The organism is uncultured Bradyrhizobium sp. (assembly GCF_947648125.1).
Taxonomy (GTDB): domain Bacteria; phylum Pseudomonadota; class Alphaproteobacteria; order Rhizobiales; family Xanthobacteraceae; genus Bradyrhizobium.
Window position 1 is genome coordinate 324,314 of sequence record NZ_CANSMR010000005.1, and the last position, 16,461, is coordinate 340,774.

The 16,461-nt window shown below is 65.0% G+C and carries 16 protein-coding genes; 12 read left to right on the top strand and 4 right to left on the bottom strand.

The genetic code is table 11. The features are described 5' to 3' along the window. Positions 1 to 154: 154 nt before the first annotated feature. From Q0030_RS13070 to arfB, 7 genes are all read left to right on the top strand, one after another. Positions 155 to 310 carry a hypothetical protein gene (locus tag Q0030_RS13070; protein ID WP_298367274.1) on the top strand — a complete coding sequence of 52 codons (156 nt, stop codon included), beginning with the start codon at positions 155 to 157 and terminating at the stop codon, positions 308 to 310. A 417-nt stretch (positions 311 to 727) separates the two neighbouring features. Next, positions 728 to 3,742 (top strand): isoleucine--tRNA ligase, encoded by a 3,015-nt coding sequence (gene ileS, locus Q0030_RS13075; RefSeq protein WP_298367276.1) that lies wholly within the window; start codon positions 728 to 730, stop codon positions 3,740 to 3,742. Beyond that, positions 3,715 to 4,236, top strand: coding sequence for a signal peptidase II (lspA, locus tag Q0030_RS13080; protein ID WP_298367278.1), 522 nt, complete (start codon positions 3,715 to 3,717; stop codon positions 4,234 to 4,236). The genes ileS and lspA overlap by 28 nt, the downstream gene beginning before the upstream one ends. Positions 4,237 to 4,336: 100 nt before the next feature. After that, positions 4,337 to 5,068: a hypothetical protein gene (locus Q0030_RS13085; protein WP_298367280.1), complete on the top strand. Its 732-nt coding sequence runs from the start codon at positions 4,337 to 4,339 to the stop codon at positions 5,066 to 5,068. A 150-nt stretch (positions 5,069 to 5,218) separates the two neighbouring features. Continuing rightward, the gene (locus Q0030_RS13090; protein WP_298367283.1) at positions 5,219 to 6,610 is read left to right on the top strand and encodes a pitrilysin family protein; all 1,392 of its coding nucleotides are present in this window, start codon (positions 5,219 to 5,221) and stop codon (positions 6,608 to 6,610) included. A 50-nt stretch (positions 6,611 to 6,660) separates the two neighbouring features. Continuing rightward, entirely contained in the window at positions 6,661 to 7,971 is a 1,311-nt protein-coding gene (locus tag Q0030_RS13095; protein ID WP_298367343.1) for a pitrilysin family protein, read from the top strand. 320 nt (positions 7,972 to 8,291) lie between these two features. Next, a complete protein-coding gene (gene arfB, locus Q0030_RS13100; RefSeq protein ID WP_097671606.1) occupies positions 8,292 to 8,711 on the top strand; it encodes an alternative ribosome rescue aminoacyl-tRNA hydrolase ArfB in 420 nt (139 codons plus the stop codon). 139 nt (positions 8,712 to 8,850) lie between these two features. Here the strand turns inward: arfB and Q0030_RS13105 are convergent, their stop codons facing one another. Beyond that, positions 8,851 to 9,159: a hypothetical protein gene (locus Q0030_RS13105; protein WP_298367287.1), complete on the bottom strand. Its 309-nt coding sequence runs from the start codon at positions 9,157 to 9,159 to the stop codon at positions 8,851 to 8,853. A 389-nt stretch (positions 9,160 to 9,548) separates the two neighbouring features. Between Q0030_RS13105 and Q0030_RS13110 the strand changes: the two genes are divergently transcribed. The 4 genes from Q0030_RS13110 to Q0030_RS13125 are packed head-to-tail and all read left to right on the top strand — an operon-like array spanning position 9,549 to position 12,439. Then, on the top strand, positions 9,549 to 9,869 hold the full coding sequence (locus tag Q0030_RS13110) for a c-type cytochrome (protein ID WP_298367345.1): 321 nt from the start codon (positions 9,549 to 9,551) through the stop codon (positions 9,867 to 9,869). Beyond that, entirely contained in the window at positions 9,870 to 10,265 is a 396-nt protein-coding gene (locus Q0030_RS13115; protein ID WP_298367289.1) for a VOC family protein, read from the top strand. It abuts the gene before it with no gap. Positions 10,266 to 10,297: 32 nt separating this feature from the next. Then, complete coding sequence (locus Q0030_RS13120; protein WP_298367292.1) at positions 10,298 to 10,846, top strand: gluconate 2-dehydrogenase subunit 3 family protein; 549 nt, start codon at positions 10,298 to 10,300, stop codon at positions 10,844 to 10,846. Positions 10,847 to 10,870: 24 nt separating this feature from the next. Beyond that, positions 10,871 to 12,439 carry a GMC family oxidoreductase gene (locus tag Q0030_RS13125; protein WP_298367295.1) on the top strand — a complete coding sequence of 523 codons (1,569 nt, stop codon included), beginning with the start codon at positions 10,871 to 10,873 and terminating at the stop codon, positions 12,437 to 12,439. A gap of 173 nt (positions 12,440 to 12,612) precedes the next feature. Here the strand turns inward: Q0030_RS13125 and Q0030_RS13130 are convergent, their stop codons facing one another. Then, entirely contained in the window at positions 12,613 to 12,933 is a 321-nt protein-coding gene (locus Q0030_RS13130) for a ribbon-helix-helix domain-containing protein (protein ID WP_298367297.1), read from the bottom strand. Positions 12,934 to 13,165: 232 nt separating this feature from the next. On the opposite strand from Q0030_RS13130, the gene mutL reads away from it, so the two are divergent. Further along, positions 13,166 to 14,983, top strand: a complete 1,818-nt coding sequence (gene mutL, locus Q0030_RS13135) for a DNA mismatch repair endonuclease MutL (RefSeq protein WP_298367299.1) — start codon at positions 13,166 to 13,168, stop codon at positions 14,981 to 14,983. A gap of 88 nt (positions 14,984 to 15,071) precedes the next feature. Here mutL and Q0030_RS13140 read toward each other — a convergent pair whose 3' ends face one another. Continuing rightward, positions 15,072 to 15,689, bottom strand: coding sequence for a hypothetical protein (locus Q0030_RS13140; protein ID WP_298367301.1), 618 nt, complete (start codon positions 15,687 to 15,689; stop codon positions 15,072 to 15,074). A 118-nt stretch (positions 15,690 to 15,807) separates the two neighbouring features. After that, positions 15,808 to 16,368, bottom strand: a complete 561-nt coding sequence (gene rsmD / locus Q0030_RS13145) for a 16S rRNA (guanine(966)-N(2))-methyltransferase RsmD (RefSeq protein WP_298367304.1) — start codon at positions 16,366 to 16,368, stop codon at positions 15,808 to 15,810. Positions 16,369 to 16,461 lie beyond the last annotated feature (93 nt).

Sequence of the window (16,461 nt, forward strand, 5' to 3'; positions counted from 1 at the left end):
CGATCCGCGACGCCTTCAATGGCCGCGCCCATCATGGCGTGATCGTAAAGACCTACAGCGTAACGAACCTGGCTGGACTTCGGCGAACGTCTCTCATCCGCTTCTCGCAGTCATAATCGTCCATCGCGCTCTTTATGACGCTGATCGCTCGCGCTTGGATTTGTTTGATCTTCTCGATGAGCGCTTCGACAATTGGCTGTGTCAAACTGCCATTGCCCATCGCGACAACAACGGGGAAGAAGGGCTAAATTTCTGCAATGCAGATGTGCTGGCCGCCAGCGCAACGCTGTCGACCTCCTGTTCAGAATGACGACTTAGAAGCCCCATTCCGAACTCGATAATTTTGGCGGTGCTTGCAATAGATGACAGCAAATAACTTACGGTAGCTGGATCGACAGCCATAATACCCTGCCAAGAATCTATCCAACCCTAGGTTGAGGCAGGTTCCATCCTGATGTCTAGGAGGTTGTGGACGACAGGTGTCCTAATTATCCGAAATCGCTGCCCTAACTAGGACAGCACCCGGCGGGGCGGATTTGCCGGCGGCGGGGGCTTTGCGATTTCCCCGCTTGGCTGCTATGGAAACCCCATGTTTTCGCGGCGCATCATACGGATTAGCGGCCCGGCTTCCGCCTGAGCTTGAAGGCTCGGCGCAAGACCGGGACTTCGTCGTTTCACCCGCGATTGATCGCGTTTCCGCGCCCGCACCTGCCAAATCAGAGCTTTTATGTCCGACAAGCCGCAAAAGACCGACGCCCAAAAGACTGACGCTAGGGACTATTCCAAGACCCTTTACCTGCCGCAGACGGAATTCCCGATGCGCGCCGGCCTGCCCCAGCGCGAGCCGGAAATCCTGAAATACTGGAACGACATCGGCCTCTACGACAGGCTGCGCCGGGAAGCCGAGGGCCGCGCCAAATTCGTGCTGCATGACGGCCCGCCCTACGCCAACGGCAACATCCATATCGGGCACGCGCTGAACAAGATCCTCAAGGACGTCGTGACCAAGAGCCAGCAGATGCTCGGCTTCGACTCCAACTACGTGCCGGGCTGGGATTGCCACGGCCTGCCGATCGAATGGAAGATCGAGGAGGAGAACTACCGCTCCAAGGGCAAGCAGAAGCCCGATTTCCGCGACTCCGCAGCGATGGTCGCGTTCCGCAGGGAATGCCGCGCCTATGCGACGCACTGGATCAACGTGCAGCGCGAGGAGTTCAAGCGGCTCGGCATCATCGGCGACTGGGATCATCCCTATCAGACGATGAGCTATCCCGCCGAGGCGCAGATCGCCCGCGAGCTGATGAAGTTCGCCGCCAACGGCACGCTGTATCGCGGCTCCAAGCCGGTGATGTGGAGCGTGGTCGAGAAGACCGCGCTGGCCGAAGCCGAGGTCGAATATGAGGACTACACCTCCGACATGGTGTGGGTGAAATTCCCGGTTACCTCGCCGGCACATGGCGCGCTGGCCAGTGCCTCGGTCGTGATCTGGACCACCACGCCGTGGACGCTGCCCGGCAACCGCGCGATCTCGTTCTCGCCGAAGATCGCCTACGGCCTTTACAAGGTGACCGAAGCGCCGGCGGACAATTGGGCGAAGACCGGCGATCTCCTGATCCTCGCCGATGCGCTCGCCGCGGAAGTGTTCAAGCAGGCGCGCGTCACGTCCTATGAGAAGGTCCGCGATATTCCCGGCGACACGCTGGACGCCGTGGAATGCGCCCATCCGCTGCGCGGTTTCGGTGGCGGCTACGAATTCACCGTGCCGCTGCTCGCCGGCGAGCATGTCACCGACGACACCGGAACCGGCTTCGTGCACACCGCGCCGAGCCACGGCCGCGAGGACTTCGATGTCTGGACGGCCAACACCCGCGAGCTCGATGCGCGTGGCATCAAGACTTCGATTCCCTACACGGTAGATGAAAACGGCGCCTTCACCGATCACGCGCCCGGCTTCACGGGCAAGCGCGTGCTCAACGACAAAGGCGAGAAGGGCGACGCCAACGAGGCCGTGATCAAGGCGCTGATCGAGGCCGGCAAGCTGCTCGCGCGCGGCCGCCTCAAGCACCAGTACCCGCATTCCTGGCGCTCCAAGAAGCCGGTGATCTTCCGCAACACGCCGCAATGGTTCATCGCGATGGACAAGGACATCGCTGAGAACGGCCATGCGAAGAAGGGCGACACGCTGCGGGCCCGCGCGCTGCAAGCGATCTCGGTCACGCAATGGGTGCCGCCGGCCGGCGAGAACCGCATCAACGGCATGATCGCCAATCGCCCGGACTGGGTGATCTCGCGCCAGCGCGCCTGGGGCGTGCCGATCGCCGTGTTCGTGCGCGAGAACAGCGACGGCTCGGCCGAGATCCTGCAGGACGAGGTCGTCAACCAGCGCATCACCGAAGCGTTCATGGAGGAAGGCGCCGACGCCTGGTACATGGACGGCGCCCGCGAGCGCTTCCTCGGCAGCCGCGCGTCGGAGAACTGGAAGAAGGTCGACGACATCTGCGACGTCTGGTTCGATTCCGGCTCCACGCACGCCTTCGTGCTGGAAGACCGCCAGAACTTCCCGCAGCTCGGCAACATCGTCCGCAAGATCGACGGCGGCAATGACACCGTGATGTATCTCGAAGGCAGCGACCAGCACCGCGGCTGGTTCCACTCGTCGCTGCTGGAAAGCGCCGGCACGCGCGGGCGTGCGCCGTACGACATCGTGCTCACCCACGGCTTCACGCTCGACGAGAACGGCCGCAAGATGTCGAAGTCGCTCGGCAACACGGTCGAGCCGCAGAAGGTGATCAAGGATTCCGGCGCCGATATCCTGCGCCTGTGGGTCTGCGCCACCGATTACGCCGACGACCAGCGCATCGGGCCGGAGATCCTGAAGAACACCATCGAGACCTATCGCAAGCTGCGCAACTCGATCCGCTGGATGCTCGGCACGCTGCATCATTTCAAGCCGAGCGAGAAGGTCGCCCTCGCCGAGATGCCCGAGCTCGAGCGGCTGATGCTGCACGAACTGGCCGGCCACACCGAAACGATCCGCAAGGCCTATGCCGCGTTCGACTACAAGACCGTGGTCGCAACTCTCGCGGCCTTCATGAACTCCGAGCTGTCGGCGTTCTACTTCGACATCCGCAAGGACACGCTGTATTGCGACCCGCCGTCCTCGGTGGCGCGCAAGGCGGCGCTGACCACGATCGACCTGCTCTGCGACGCGATCCTGAAATGGCTGGCGCCGATCCTGAGCTTCACCACCGACGAAGCCTGGCGGATGTACCGGCCGAACGCCGAACCCTCGGTGCATCTCACGCTGTTCCCCGAAGGTCTCGAACAGTTCCGCGACGATGCCCTCGCCGCGAAGTGGGAGACGATCCGCAACGTCCGCCGCGTCGTCACCGGTGCGCTCGAGCTCGAGCGCGCCGCCAAGCGGATCGGCTCGTCGCTCGAGGCCTCGCCGGTGATCTATATCGCCGACCGACAGATGCTGGCCACGTTGTTCGACATCGATCTCGCCGAGGTCTGCATCACCTCGAACTACGAGGTGCGCGAGGGCGAGGCGCCGGCCACAGCCTTCCGTCTCGATGCCGTGCCCGGCGTCGCCGTGGTGGTCGAGAAGGCGGTCGGCACCAAATGCGCGCGCTCGTGGAAGATCCTGCCTGATATCGGCGAGGATCCTGAATATCCCGACGTCTCGCCGCGCGACGCGCAAGCGCTGCGCGAATGGAAGGCGCTGGGGGTCACGGCTTGAGCTCGCCGGTTCGCGCCGGTGTGCTGGCGGCGGTCATCACCCTGATCGCCGACCAGACCTCCAAGCTCTGGCTGCTCTTCGTCTTCGGCATTGCCCACCGCGGCGCCGTCGAGGTGACGCCGTTCTTCGACCTGGTGCTGGCCTGGAATCCCGGCATCAGCTTCGGCTGGTTTCAGAGCGAGACCCCGGCGGCGCAGATTCTGCTGATGGTGATCAAGGCCGCCGCCGTGATCGCGCTGGCGATCTGGATGGCGCGGTCGCGGACCTGGCTCGCGACGGTGTCGCTCGGGCTGATCATCGGCGGTGCGATCGGGAATGGGATCGACCGCTTCGCCTATGGCGCGGTGGTCGATTTTGCCCTGTTTCATGTCGAGATCGGGGGAAAAACCTTCAATTGGTACGTATTCAACCTCGCCGATGTGGCGATCGTTGCTGGCGTGGCGGCCCTATTGTATGATTCCGTCATGGGGACCCCCGCCGTAAAAGCGCCCTGATCCCGGCCGATACGAACCGGTCGGCGGCCGACCTGCACCTAGCGGAACTGAGCGCTAAGCCAGTGATCGCTTTGGCGAATTTTGAGATGGGAATAGCGCGATGCGCAACACCAAAGTCCGCGGTTATCTGATCGAGACGTCCCGGCTGCCGCTGCTGCGCGGCCTGCGTCTGGCGTTCGTTGCGGCCGGGATCGGCCTGGTGATGACGGCCGGCCCGGTGCGTGCCGGCGACGATGAAGATGACGGCGATGACGGCCTGACCTTCGAAGAGCGGATCATCGACAATCTGATGACCGGGCTCGGCGCCAAGAGCGCCGCCAGCAAGGGCATCGACTATCGCGAGCGCTCGCCGCTGGTGGTGCCGCCGAAGCTCGACCTGCCGCCGCCTGCCTCGGCCGCCCAGGTCAACGCGCCGAACTGGCCGAAGGACCCCGATATCGCGGCGCGCAAGGCTGCGATCGCGGCGCGCAAGAAGGAAGTCAAGAAGGAGCCGTGGCAGGAGGCTGTGCCTCTGACGCAGGCCGAGATCGAGGCCGGGCGGAAGCAGCAGACCGCCACCGACGGCAGGAAAGAGCCACTTGAGCCTGGCGTCAGCACCAATCCGTCGCTGATGCCGAGCCAGCTCGGTTACACCGGCGGTCTGCTCGGCATGTTCAAGGGAAACAGCAGCGAGTCCAAGCCGTTCAAGGGTGAGCCGACCCGCGAATCCCTGACCGAGCCGCCTCCGGGTTACCAGACCCCGTCCTCGGGCTTTGCCTACGGCACCGGACCGATGGCGCCGATGGCCAAAGAAGGCCAGTATGACATCATGACCGGAAAACCGGTGCAGTGACCGCTTGGCCTCAACGGGCGAAGGCTGACATGAGCAAAGCTTAATGCGGAGGGACATCCGTCTCTCCGCTTCGTGACGACTGGCGCGGACTGCACCGTGTACGATGGCGTCTTTCATGCCCGGCCATCTGTTCAGGCTTCCATAAGGACCATGATGCCCTCACGCCGATCGATTGCCCTGTTCGCTGCCGCCTTTATTTCAACCATCCCGCTGTCGGGCACCGGCCTCCACGCCCAGACCACCGTCACCTCGGAACGCCCTGCGAGCTTCACGCTCGACAACGGCCTGCAGGTCGTGGTGATCCCCGATCACCGCACGCCGGTCGTGACGCAGATGATCTGGTACAAGGTCGGCTCCGCCGACGAGACGCCCGGCAAATCGGGCCTCGCGCATTTCCTCGAACACCTGATGTTCAAGGGCACCGCCAAGCACCCGGCCGGCGAGTTCTCGCAGACCGTGTTGCGCGTCGGCGGCAACGAGAACGCCTTCACCTCCAACGACTATACCGGCTACTTCCAGCGCGTGCCGCGCGAGCAGCTGCCCACCATGATGGAGTTCGAGGCCGATCGCATGACCGGCCTGATCCTGAAGGACGAGAATGTGCTGCCCGAGCGCGACGTCGTGCTCGAGGAGTTCAACATGCGGGTTGCCAACAACCCGGATGCCCGGCTCACCGAGCAGATCATGGCCGCGCTCTATCTCAACCATCCCTACGGCCGGCCGGTGATCGGCTGGCACCAGGAGATCGAGAAGCTCGACCGTGGGGATGCGCTCGCCTTCTATCGCCGCTTCTACGCGCCGAACAACGCGATCCTGGTCATCGCCGGCGACGTCGACGTCAAGGACATCCGCCCGCTGGTCGAGAAGAATTTCGGCCCGATCCCGGCGCAGCGCGCGATCCCCGAGAAGCGTGTCCGGCCGCAGGAGCCGACACCTGCCGCGCCGCGCACCGTGACGCTGTCGGATCCCCGCGTCGAACAGCCGAACCTGCGCCGCTACTATCTGGTGCCGTCCGCGACCACGGCGGCGGCGGGCGAGAGCCAGGCGCTCGATGTGCTCGCGCAATTGATGGGCGGCGGCGCCAACTCCTACCTCTATCGCTCGCTGGTGATCGACAAGGGCCTCGCGATCTCGGCCGGCGCCGGCTATCAGGGCACCGCACTCGATCCGTCGCAATTCTCGATCGCGGTAACGCCCAAGGCTGGCGTCGAGTTCGCGCAGATCGAGGACGCCATCGACAAGGTGATCGCCGACCTCGCGCAGAACCCCGCCCGCGCCGAGGATCTCGAACGGGTCAAGACCCAGCTGATCGCGGAGGCGATCTACGCCCAGGACAACCAGGCGACCCTGGCACGCTGGTATGGCGGCGCGCTGACCACCGGGCTCAGCATCGACGACATCAGGAGCTGGCCGGATCGCATTCGCGCCGTCACCGCCGAGCAGGTGCGCGCTGCTGCTGCCACCTGGCTCGACAAGAAGCGGTCGGTGACCGGCTATCTGATCAAGGATACTGCGCCGAAACGCGAGGAGAAGCGCTCGTGACCTATTCCATCACCCGCCGCGCGGCGTTGATCGGCGGCGCCTGCGCCGCGATGCTGACGCTGACGTCAGTGCCCTCGCAGGCTGCGGCCAAGATCCAGCGGCTGGTGTCGCCCGGCGGCATCGAGGCGTGGTTCGTGCAGGACGCCACCGTGCCGTTGATCGCGATGGAATATTCCTTCGGCGGCGGCGCCGGCCAGGATCCGCCCGGCAAGCCCGGCGTCGGCAATCTGGTCGCCGACCTGCTCGACGAGGGCTCCGGCGATCTCGATTCGAAATCCTATCATGAGCGGCTCGAGCGCCGCGCCATCGAGCTCAGCTTCCAGTCCAACCGCGATCAGTTCCGCGGCTCGCTGCGCATGCTCAAGGACAACAAGGACGAAGCCTACGACCTGTTGCGGATGGCGCTGACCTCGCCGCGGTTCGAGCCGAAGGACGTCGAACGCATCCGCGCCCAGGTGATCTCCAACCTGCGCCGCGAATCGACCAATCCGTCCTCGCTGTCCGGCCGCAAGTTCCTCGAGCTCGCCTTCGGCGATCATCCCTATGCCAGGCCGGCGACCGGCACGCTCGAGAGCGTGCCGACGATCGAGATCTCCGATCTGAAGGACTATGTCCGCCGCATCATCGCCAAGGACACGTTGCGGATCGCCGTGGTCGGCGATGTCGATCCCGATACGCTCGGCAAGCTCCTGGACAAGACCTTTGGCGGCCTGCCGGCCAAGGCCGAATTGACGGCGATTCCCGACGTCGTGGCGACCAAGCCGCCGCAGCGCGCCTTCGTTCCGCTCGACGTGCCGCAGACCGTCGTCACCTTCGGCGGCCCCGGCATCAACAGGCACGACCCGGACTTCATGGCCGCCTATGTGGTGAACCACATCCTCGGCGGCGGCGGGCTGTCGTCGCGGCTCTACAAGGAAGTGCGCGAGAAGCGCGGGCTGGCCTATTCGATCTATGAGGCGCTGCTCTGGATGGATCACTCCGCGCTTTTCATCGGCAATACCGGCACCCGTGCCGACCGCGCCGGCGAGACCGTCGATGCGATCGAGGCGGAGATCCGCCGTATCGCCGAGCAAGGTCCGACGCAGCAGGAGCTCGACGAGGCGAAGTCCTATCTGAAGGGCTCGCAGATGCTGGCGCTCGACACCTCCTCCAAGCTCGCGCAGGCGATGCTGCAATACCAGCTCGACAAGCTGCCGATCGACTACATCGAGAAGCGCAGCGCTATCGTCGATGCGGTGACGCTCGACGACGTCAAGCGGGTCTCCAAGCGGCTATGGGGCAACGGCCTGCTCACCGTGATCGTCGGCCGCGCCCCGCAAGCCGCAGCGCAGTCGGTATCGGCGCCGCCGAAGGCGAACTGACGCGTTTCGGCGCGCCGCTCCTCCTTCTACACACCACCGTTGTGGCCACCCCTCTCCCCAACCCTCCCCCACAAGGGGGGAGGGAGCCCACCCGCTTGTGCGCCCCTTACTTGCCCGACCGCGGAAGTGTCGGCTGTGACGCGATGTGAGGTAAGCAGGCTAGTCAGGCTCCCTCCCCCCTTGTGGGGGAGGGTGGGGAGAGGGGTCGCCGCGCACACGGACCGCTGACGTAACGAACGCTGCATCAACGCCGCCCAAGCACGCCCAGCACAAACCCGCTATCCTGCGGCCGCCGATTCTTCCCTCCACCGGGTGATGTCATGCTGCGGCTGTCCCGCGACCTTACGATCGACGAGAACGACATTGAGATCGTTTTTGTCCGCGCCTCCGGTCCGGGCGGGCAGAATGTCAACAAGGTCTCGACCGCAGCCCAGCTCCGCTTCGACACGAACAAGATCGCGCTGCCGCCGGACGCCGCGCAGCGGCTGGCGCGGCTTGCCGGCAGCCGCATGACCAAGGACGGCGTGATCGTGATCCAGGCGTTCCGCTTCCGCACCCAGGAACGCAATCGCGCAGACGCGATCGAGCGGTTGTTCGAGATGCTGAAGGAGGCAATGGTGCGGCCGACACCGCGGCGCCCGACCAGGCCGACGCTCGGCTCCAAGCAACGCCGGCTCGAAGGCAAGAAGCGCCGCAGCGACATCAAGGCCGGCCGCGGCAGTCAACGTTTCGACGATTAGAGCGGTTCGCGTGAAGAAAACGCGTCAAAACTAGAATCTGGAGCCCCGTTCCGATTCAATCGGAACGAAGAAAAAGGCTCTAGGGAGCACCGGACGCAGCGCACGCACGGCGCTGCATCCGGGATCCGATCATCGCGGATCAGTACTTCTTGGTTGCAGGCGCCATCTCGGAACCGCCGCCCGACTTCGGTGTCGCGTGTCCGCTGCCGACCGTTCCCTTGCTGCCCGACTTGGCGCTGGTACCGCTCTTTTGCGTCGGCGAAGTCGGTTGCGCCGCCATTTCCTCATCGCCGCTGCCAGACATGCCGCCGCCCTGCTGCAGGGTACCTCGGCCCTGTGCACCGCCGCGAAGCTGGGTATCCGGCGTAGCCGCCCCCTGTGCCAGGACGGGGCCGGCCATCGCGGCCGAGATGGCAAGGGCGAGCACGCTGGTCTTTGCAAACGTCATCCATTTCTCCAGGACTTTGATTGACGATGGACGGAGCGGCGCAGGTGTGCGCCGTTTGCAACGCCGACCCTGAACCCCATCGCGCGAGACTGAATTTTCCGCAAACGGCGCACGCGCAATGCAAGCGGCGCCATGTGGTGATCGTGCAGGGATTTCGCGGTCATTTTGCGGATTTGTCGTCCGCATATGCGGCAACCATCGGTTCCGCGCCAGATCGCCGCCCAGCTTTGTTCTGCTGTGAAACAGCCCGCTACTACCAACGGCCGATTTCAGCCTCCTACAGTCAGCGCACAGAGGCGGTGATGTATATGACAAAGCTGCGCGCAAGGTGGACGTTGGCGCTGGCATTTTGCAGCGCGATGTTTGCAGTGCAAATGACGGCTGCGCAAATGCCCTTGCCTGCCGCCAAGCCGCCCGACGGGGCGACGCTGTTCAAGCAGCAATGCGCGACCTGCCACACGTCAAACATTTCAGATCCCGTCCGGCAAGGACCGTCGCTCTACAAGATCGTCGGCCGCCATGCCGGCAAGGCCGACGGCTTCAAATATTCCGCGGGCTTCGCAAAGGCGGATTTCATCTGGGACGACGCCAGGCTCGATGCCTGGCTGACCAATCCACAAGAGGTGATCCCCGGTGCCGTGATGGCCTATCGGCAGGCCAAACCGGAAACCCGCGCGATGATCATCGCCTATCTGAAGGAGCTGAACTGAATGGCGAAACCCGTGCATTCGATGATCCGCGTGTTCGACGAGGCAAAAGCACTCGACTTCTACAAGCGCGCGTTCGGGCTCGAGATCGCGGACAATCTGAGATTTCCCGATTTCGCGCTGATCTATCTGCGCCATCCCTCCTCGCCGTTCGAGGTCGAGCTCACGGTCAATTACGACCGCAAGGAGCCCTACGCGCTCGGCGACGGCTACGGCCATCTCGCCGTCGTCGTCGATGATGTCGATGCCGAGCATGCGCGTTTCGAGAAGGAGAAGCTGTCGCCCGGCCCACTGCGCGACTTCAAGCATGATGGCAGGACGCTGGCGCGCTTCTTCTTCGTCTCCGATCCCGACGGCTACAAGATCGAGGTGATCCAGCGCGGCGGGCGCTTCGGTTAGTCCAATTAGAAAATAAACTACGGAGGAAACCCATGAGAGAAATCGATCGACGCAGCAAATATGACCGGCGTGTCTTTCTCAAAGGCGCGGCCGTCACCGCACCCGCAGTCGCGATCGCGACGTCTACGGGGCTTGGCATCACCGATGCGTGGGCCGATGAGGCGGGCACGCTGACGCCGGCCACGATGAAGACGCTGCTGAAGATGGCGCGCGACATCTATCCGCACGACTTCCTCGGCGACAGCTACTACATATCAGCGGTGAAGCCGTGGGATGACAAGGCCGCCAAGGATCCGGCGGTCAAATCGCTGATCAATGAGGGCGTAACCCGGCTCGATCAGGCGGCCAATGACCGCCATAAGATGCCGTATGCCCAGATCGCTTGGGAGAACGATCGCGTCGCGCTGCTGCAACAGATCGAGACAAGCGCCTTCTTCCAGAAGATCCGCGGCGACCTCATCGTGTCGCTCTACAACAACAAGGAGGTCTGGCCGCGGTTCGGCTACGAGGGCTCCTCCGCCGAGCATGGCGGCTACATCAAGCGCGGCTTCGCCGATATCGACTGGCTGCCGAAGGTTTGAACGGACAACGCCCAGGAGGAAACAATGGCAAAATTCGATCTGAATGACAGCGGCGTTGTCGTGATCGTCGGCTCCGGTGCCGGCGGCGGAACGCTCGGCAATGAACTGGCGCAGAAGGGCGTCAAGGTCGTGATCCTGGAAGCCGGTCCGCGCATCGAGAACCAGGACTTCATCAACGATGAATGGGACAGCTTCACGCAGCTCGCCTGGTCCGACGCGCGCTCGACGTCGGGCAGCTGGCGCGTCCACCAGGATTTTCCGGGCCTGCCGGCCTGGATCGTGAAGGCGGTCGGCGGCTCGACCACGCACTGGGCCGGCGCCTCGCTGCGCTTCGACGAGCATGAGTTCAAGATCAAGTCCGCCTATGGCGGCATCCCCGGCGCCAACCTGCTGGACTGGCCGATCACGCTCGCCGAGATGGAGCCGTGGTACGCCAAGGCCGAGGAGAAGATGGGCGTCACCCGCACCAACGGCATCCCCGGGCTGCCCGGCAACAACAATTTCAAGGTGATGGAAGCCGGCGCGAAAAAGCTCGGCTACAAGGAGGTGCACACCGGGCGGATGGCGATCAACAGCGAACCGCGCGACGGTCGCGGCTCCTGCCAGCAGATCGGCTTCTGCTTCCAGGGCTGCAAGTCGGGCGCCAAATGGTCGACGCTCTACACCGAGATCCCGAAGGGCGAAGCCACCGGCAATCTCGAAGTGCGCCCCGGCAGCATGGTGATCAAGATCGAGCACGACCAATCCGGCAAGGTCACCGGCGTGGTCTATGCCGATGCGACCGGCGCCATGCAGCGCCAGAAGGCCCGCGTCGTCGCGGTCGCCGGCAACTCGATCGAGAGCCCGCGGCTCTTGCTCAACAGCGCCTCCAGCATGTTCCCGGACGGACTCGCCAATTCATCGGGCCAGGTCGGCCGCAACTATATGCGGCACATGACCGGCAGTGTGTATGCGACCTTCGAGAAATCGGTGCACATGTATCGCGGCACCACGATGGCCGGCATTATCCGAGACGAAGCCAAGAACAACCCGAGCCGCGGCTTCGTCGGCGGCTACGAGATGGAGACGCTGTCGCTCGGCCTGCCCTTCATGGCGGCGTTCCTCAATCCCGGCGCCTGGGGCCGCAGCTTCACCAGCGCCATGGAAGGCTATCCGCGGATGGCCGGCATGTGGCTGGTCGGAGAGGACATGCCGCAGGAGACCAACCGCGTCACGCTGGACCCGAAGATCAAGGACAAGTTCGGCTTGCCGGTCGCCAGCGTGCATTTCGACGATCATCCGAACGACGTCGCGATGCGCGATCACGCCTACAAGCAGGGCTCCGCGGTCTATGAAGCAGTCGGCGCCACCGTGACCTACCCGACGCCGCCCTATCCCTCGACCCACAACATGGGCACCAACCGGATGAGCGAGAAGCCGCGCGACGGCGTGGTCAACAAGTTCGGCCAGACCCACGACATCAAGAACCTGTTCGTCTCCGACGGCAGCCAGTTCACCAGCGGGGCCGCGTGCAACCCGACGCTGACGATCGTGTCACTGGCGATCCGGCAGGCCGACCACATCGCCGGCGCGATGCAGCGCAAGGAGATCTAAAAGATTGATGTGATCGGATTGAATAGCAACTCCAGGGAGACTGCCCTCCCTCTCCCGCTTGCGGGGGAGGGCTGGGGTGGGGGCTCTCTCCGCGAGTCGCGTCGTGGAGGGAGCCCCCACCCGCTGCGCTACGCGCAGCGACCTCCCCCGCAAGCGGGAGAGGTGGAAGAACCCTATTCCGCAGCATCCATGATCGCCGCCGTGCCCCGATAGTCCGGCATGACCGCCGGCGCGTTCGCCTTGGCGCGGTAGATCAGGCAGGAACAGCGCAGCAGCGACGCGAAATTGTTCACCTCGCCGTGATGATCGAGCACCTCGTTGTGCAGGGTGGTGAGGAACTTGGCCAAGGTCATGCCTTCCTTGGCCGCGATCTCCTCCAGCGTGTCCCAGAACGACATCTCCAGCCGGATCGAGGTGCAATGGCCGTCGATCCGCAGCGATCTGGTCTGCGATTCATAGTCGCGTTGCGGCTGGTGCGCGAAAAGGTGGCACATGGCTATCCTCCCGATCAGATTATAATTTTTCTAAACGATATACCCGGGCGTGCGGCGTCACAATCGCCACGTAGGGCGTAGCTGACCCACACGCGAAGGTGAGCGTCTTCAAGGCGATGGGCCGGCTCCATCCCCAGCTAAAGGCGGCCATTCGCGGGCCGGCCCATGCATTTGGCAGGCGAGCCGACTAGAATGCCGGCGAACCTCGAATCCCTGTCCGATCACGCAAGCCATGCCCGTCCGCCAGCTTCCCGAACAGCTCGTCAACCGCATCGCCGCCGGCGAGGTGGTCGAACGCCCTGCGAGCGTGGTCAAGGAACTGGTCGAGAACGCGATCGACGCCGGCGCCAGCCGGATCGACGTTTTCACCGATGGGGGTGGGCGGCGCCGGATCGGCATCACCGACGACGGCGGCGGCATGACGCGCACCGACCTTGCGCTTGCGGTCGACCGCCACGCCACCTCCAAGCTCGATGACGAAGACCTCTTGCGCATCCGCACGCTCGGGTTCCGCGGCGAGGCGCTGCCGTCGATCGGCGCGGTCGCGAAGCTCGGCATCACCACGCGTCATGCCAGCGAGCCGCATGCCTGGTCGCTGTCGGTCGAGGGCGGCGAGAAGTCGGAGGTCATGCCGGCCGCGCTCGGCCAGGGCACCCGCGTCGAGGTCAACGACCTCTTCTACGCAACGCCGGCGCGGCTGAAATTCCTCAAGACCGACCGCACCGAAGCGGAAGCGATCCGCGAGGTGGTGCGGCGCCTCGGCATGGCGCGGCCCGACATCGCCTTCACTTTGGCCGGCGAAGAGCGTGCGCCGGTCACCTGGGCCGCCGCGCTGCCCGGCGCGGCCGGCCGGCTGACGCGGCTCGGCGATATCCTGGGCGCGGACTTCCGCGCCAGCGCGATCGAGGTGCGCGCCGAGCGCGAGGGCGTCGTGGTCGAGGGCTTTGCCGCCGCGCCGTCGCTGACCCGCGCCAATGCGCTCGGGCAATATCTGTTCGTCAACGGCCGCCCGGTGCGCGACAAGCTGATCCTCGGCGCCGTGCGCGCCGCCTATTCCGACTATCTGCCGCGCGACCGCCATCCCGTCGTGGCGCTGTTCGTCACCTGCGATCCGCAGGAGGTCGACGCCAATGTGCATCCGGCCAAGACCGAGGTGCGCTTCCGCAACGCCGGCCTGGTGCGCGCGCTGATCGTGCACGCCTTGAAGGATGGCCTGGCGCGCGAAGGCAAGCGCACTGCGGCCAACACCGCCGACGGCGCCGCGCTCTCGGCGTTCCGCCCCGCCTTCACCCCGCCGCGCCCGGGCAATTGGGACTGGCGTGCTTCGCCGTCCTATCCGGTCAATCCGATGCGCGCGTTCGAGGGCGCGGCGGCGCCCGCTTTCGCCGAGCCCGGACAGGCCGCCTTCGACGTCGGCACCCCGACTGCCGATGTGCGCTTCGAGGCGGCACCGGCACCCGATCTGCTCGACCGGCCGCTCGGCGCCGCGCGCACCCAGATCCACGAGACCTACATCGTCTCGCAGACCCGCGACGGCCTGATCGTGGTGGACCAGCACGCGGCGCACGAGCGCATCGTCTATGAGAGGCTGAAGGCCTCGCTGGCGAAGAACGGCGTGCAGCGGCAGATCCTCTTGATCCCGGAGATCGTCGAGCTCGACGAGGCGACCGTCGAGAAGCTGCTCGACCGTGCCGAGGAGCTGGCCTCGTTCGGGCTCGCGATCGAATCCTTCGGCCCCGGCGCGGTCGCCGTGCGCGAGACGCCCTCGCTGCTCGGCAAGGCCAATGCGGCCGGGCTGCTCCGCGACCTCGCCGAGCACATGGCCGAGTGGGACGAAGCGCTGCCGCTGGAGCGCCGGCTGATGCATGTCGCCGCCACCATGGCCTGCCACGGCTCCGTCCGCGCCGGCCGCCGCCTCAAGCCGGAAGAGATGAACGCGCTGCTCCGCGAGATGGAAGACACGCCGAATTCCGGCCAGTGCAACCACGGCCGGCCGACCTATGTCGAATTGAAGCTGAGCGATATCGAGAAGCTGTTCGGGCGGCGGTGAATATCCCGTAGGATGGGTAGAGCGCAGCGAAACCCATCGACTTTCATCCGCGCGGAGACATGATGGGTTTCGCTTCGCTCTACCCATCCTACGAATTCTTGCGCGTGAAGACCTCCAGCGCGGTGCGAAGTTGCGCGATCCATTCGTCGCCGTCCTCGAACCCGCCTGCTGCGATCCGCTTGCACACCTGATCGAGATCATCGCCATCGGCTACGTGCTTGCTGACCCGCCGCGCAATCGCGGCATAGCCCTCCGTCAGCAGCACAAGACCCGGCGCATTCGCGGCAACATAATGCTCGCGCGCCTCGTGAAAGATGCTGATCGCCTCATAGTATCGACCGAGCGCCAGATCAAAAGCCCCCACCAGCCAGACGCCCGTTGCCTCGCGCAGCGGTCCGAGCTCCAGGGTCCGCACCAGCCCGAGCGAGCGTTCTGCAAGCTCGCGCGCGGCGAGCAGATTGTCCGGACTGACCGGCTTGTCGGAAACGCTCCAGCCCGGCCAGCAATCGGCCGCCGCGTTGAACGTCCACCGCTGAGCCATCATGAGCGCTTCACGCGCGTCACCATCCAGCGCGCCGCGATGGCGCTCGATCTGGTCGGCGGCGTCGCGTGCGCCCGCAAGCAATGCCGCATCGTCGCCCGCGCCGCGCAAGGCCTTGACCCGCGTCTCCAGCTGACCGGCCAGCCCGGCAAGAGTGTCGACCATGGTTCGCGCTCCGCAAACGGTGATGAAGCAGCATCGCGTAGGATGGGTAGAGCGCAGCGAAACCCATCATGGTGCCGCGCGGACCAAAGTCGATGGATTTCGCTGCGCTCTACCCATCCTACGAATTCGAAATCTTCAGGAACACGAACTCCGTGTCGTCATACGCACGCCGCTCGAGCTCCTCGAACCCTTCGGGCGCAGCGAACGCCGCGGCCTTCGCCTCCTCCACAACGAGCAGCGCGCTCGGCGTCAGCCAGCCGCCGTCGCGCAGCGAGGCGAGCGCCTTGTCGGCGAGGCCCTTGCCATAGGGCGGATCGAGAAACACCAGCGAGAACGGCTCCACCGGATGCGCAGGTCCGAGATCGGTGGCATCGCGGCGATAGACCTTGGTCGTCCCGCCAAGGCCGAGCGACTCGACATTGTTGCGCAGCAGCGCCCGCGCCTCGGCGCCATTGTCGACGAACAGGGTGAACTTGGCGCCGCGCGAGGACGCCTCGATCCCGAGCGCGCCGGTGCCGGCAAACAGATCGAGCACGCGGGCGTCCTCGATCGGATTGTCGTAGGCGTGGATCAGGATGTTGAACACGGACTCGCGCAGGCGGTCCGCGGTCGGACGGATGTCCCGGCCCGACGGCGAAGCGAGATTGCGGCCCTTCAATCGTCCGCCAACAACGCGCATCAGGATGCCCTGATGTTGGCCGCTCGGGCGGTGTGCTCCCTTCCCCCTTGTGGGGAAGGGTTGGGGAAGGGGGTGCCCCACGGGCAGACCACC

Coding starts and splice junctions, on each gene's coding strand:
- ileS (WP_298367276.1), top strand. CDS start 728: ATGTCCGACAAGCCGCAAAAGACCGACGCCCAAAAGACTGACGCTAGG.
- lspA (WP_298367278.1), top strand. CDS start 3,715: ATGGAAGGCGCTGGGGGTCACGGCTTGAGCTCGCCGGTTCGCGCCGGT.
- Q0030_RS13085 (WP_298367280.1), top strand. CDS start 4,337: ATGCGCAACACCAAAGTCCGCGGTTATCTGATCGAGACGTCCCGGCTG.
- Q0030_RS13090 (WP_298367283.1), top strand. CDS start 5,219: ATGATGCCCTCACGCCGATCGATTGCCCTGTTCGCTGCCGCCTTTATT.
- Q0030_RS13095 (WP_298367343.1), top strand. CDS start 6,661: ATGCTGACGCTGACGTCAGTGCCCTCGCAGGCTGCGGCCAAGATCCAG.
- arfB (WP_097671606.1), top strand. CDS start 8,292: ATGCTGCGGCTGTCCCGCGACCTTACGATCGACGAGAACGACATTGAG.
- Q0030_RS13105 (WP_298367287.1), bottom strand. CDS start 9,159: ATGACGTTTGCAAAGACCAGCGTGCTCGCCCTTGCCATCTCGGCCGCG.
- Q0030_RS13110 (WP_298367345.1), top strand. CDS start 9,549: ATGCCCTTGCCTGCCGCCAAGCCGCCCGACGGGGCGACGCTGTTCAAG.
- Q0030_RS13115 (WP_298367289.1), top strand. CDS start 9,870: ATGGCGAAACCCGTGCATTCGATGATCCGCGTGTTCGACGAGGCAAAA.
- Q0030_RS13120 (WP_298367292.1), top strand. CDS start 10,298: ATGAGAGAAATCGATCGACGCAGCAAATATGACCGGCGTGTCTTTCTC.
- Q0030_RS13125 (WP_298367295.1), top strand. CDS start 10,871: ATGGCAAAATTCGATCTGAATGACAGCGGCGTTGTCGTGATCGTCGGC.
- Q0030_RS13130 (WP_298367297.1), bottom strand. CDS start 12,933: ATGTGCCACCTTTTCGCGCACCAGCCGCAACGCGACTATGAATCGCAG.
- mutL (WP_298367299.1), top strand. CDS start 13,166: ATGCCCGTCCGCCAGCTTCCCGAACAGCTCGTCAACCGCATCGCCGCC.
- Q0030_RS13140 (WP_298367301.1), bottom strand. CDS start 15,689: ATGGTCGACACTCTTGCCGGGCTGGCCGGTCAGCTGGAGACGCGGGTC.
- rsmD (WP_298367304.1), bottom strand. CDS start 16,368: ATGCGCGTTGTTGGCGGACGATTGAAGGGCCGCAATCTCGCTTCGCCG.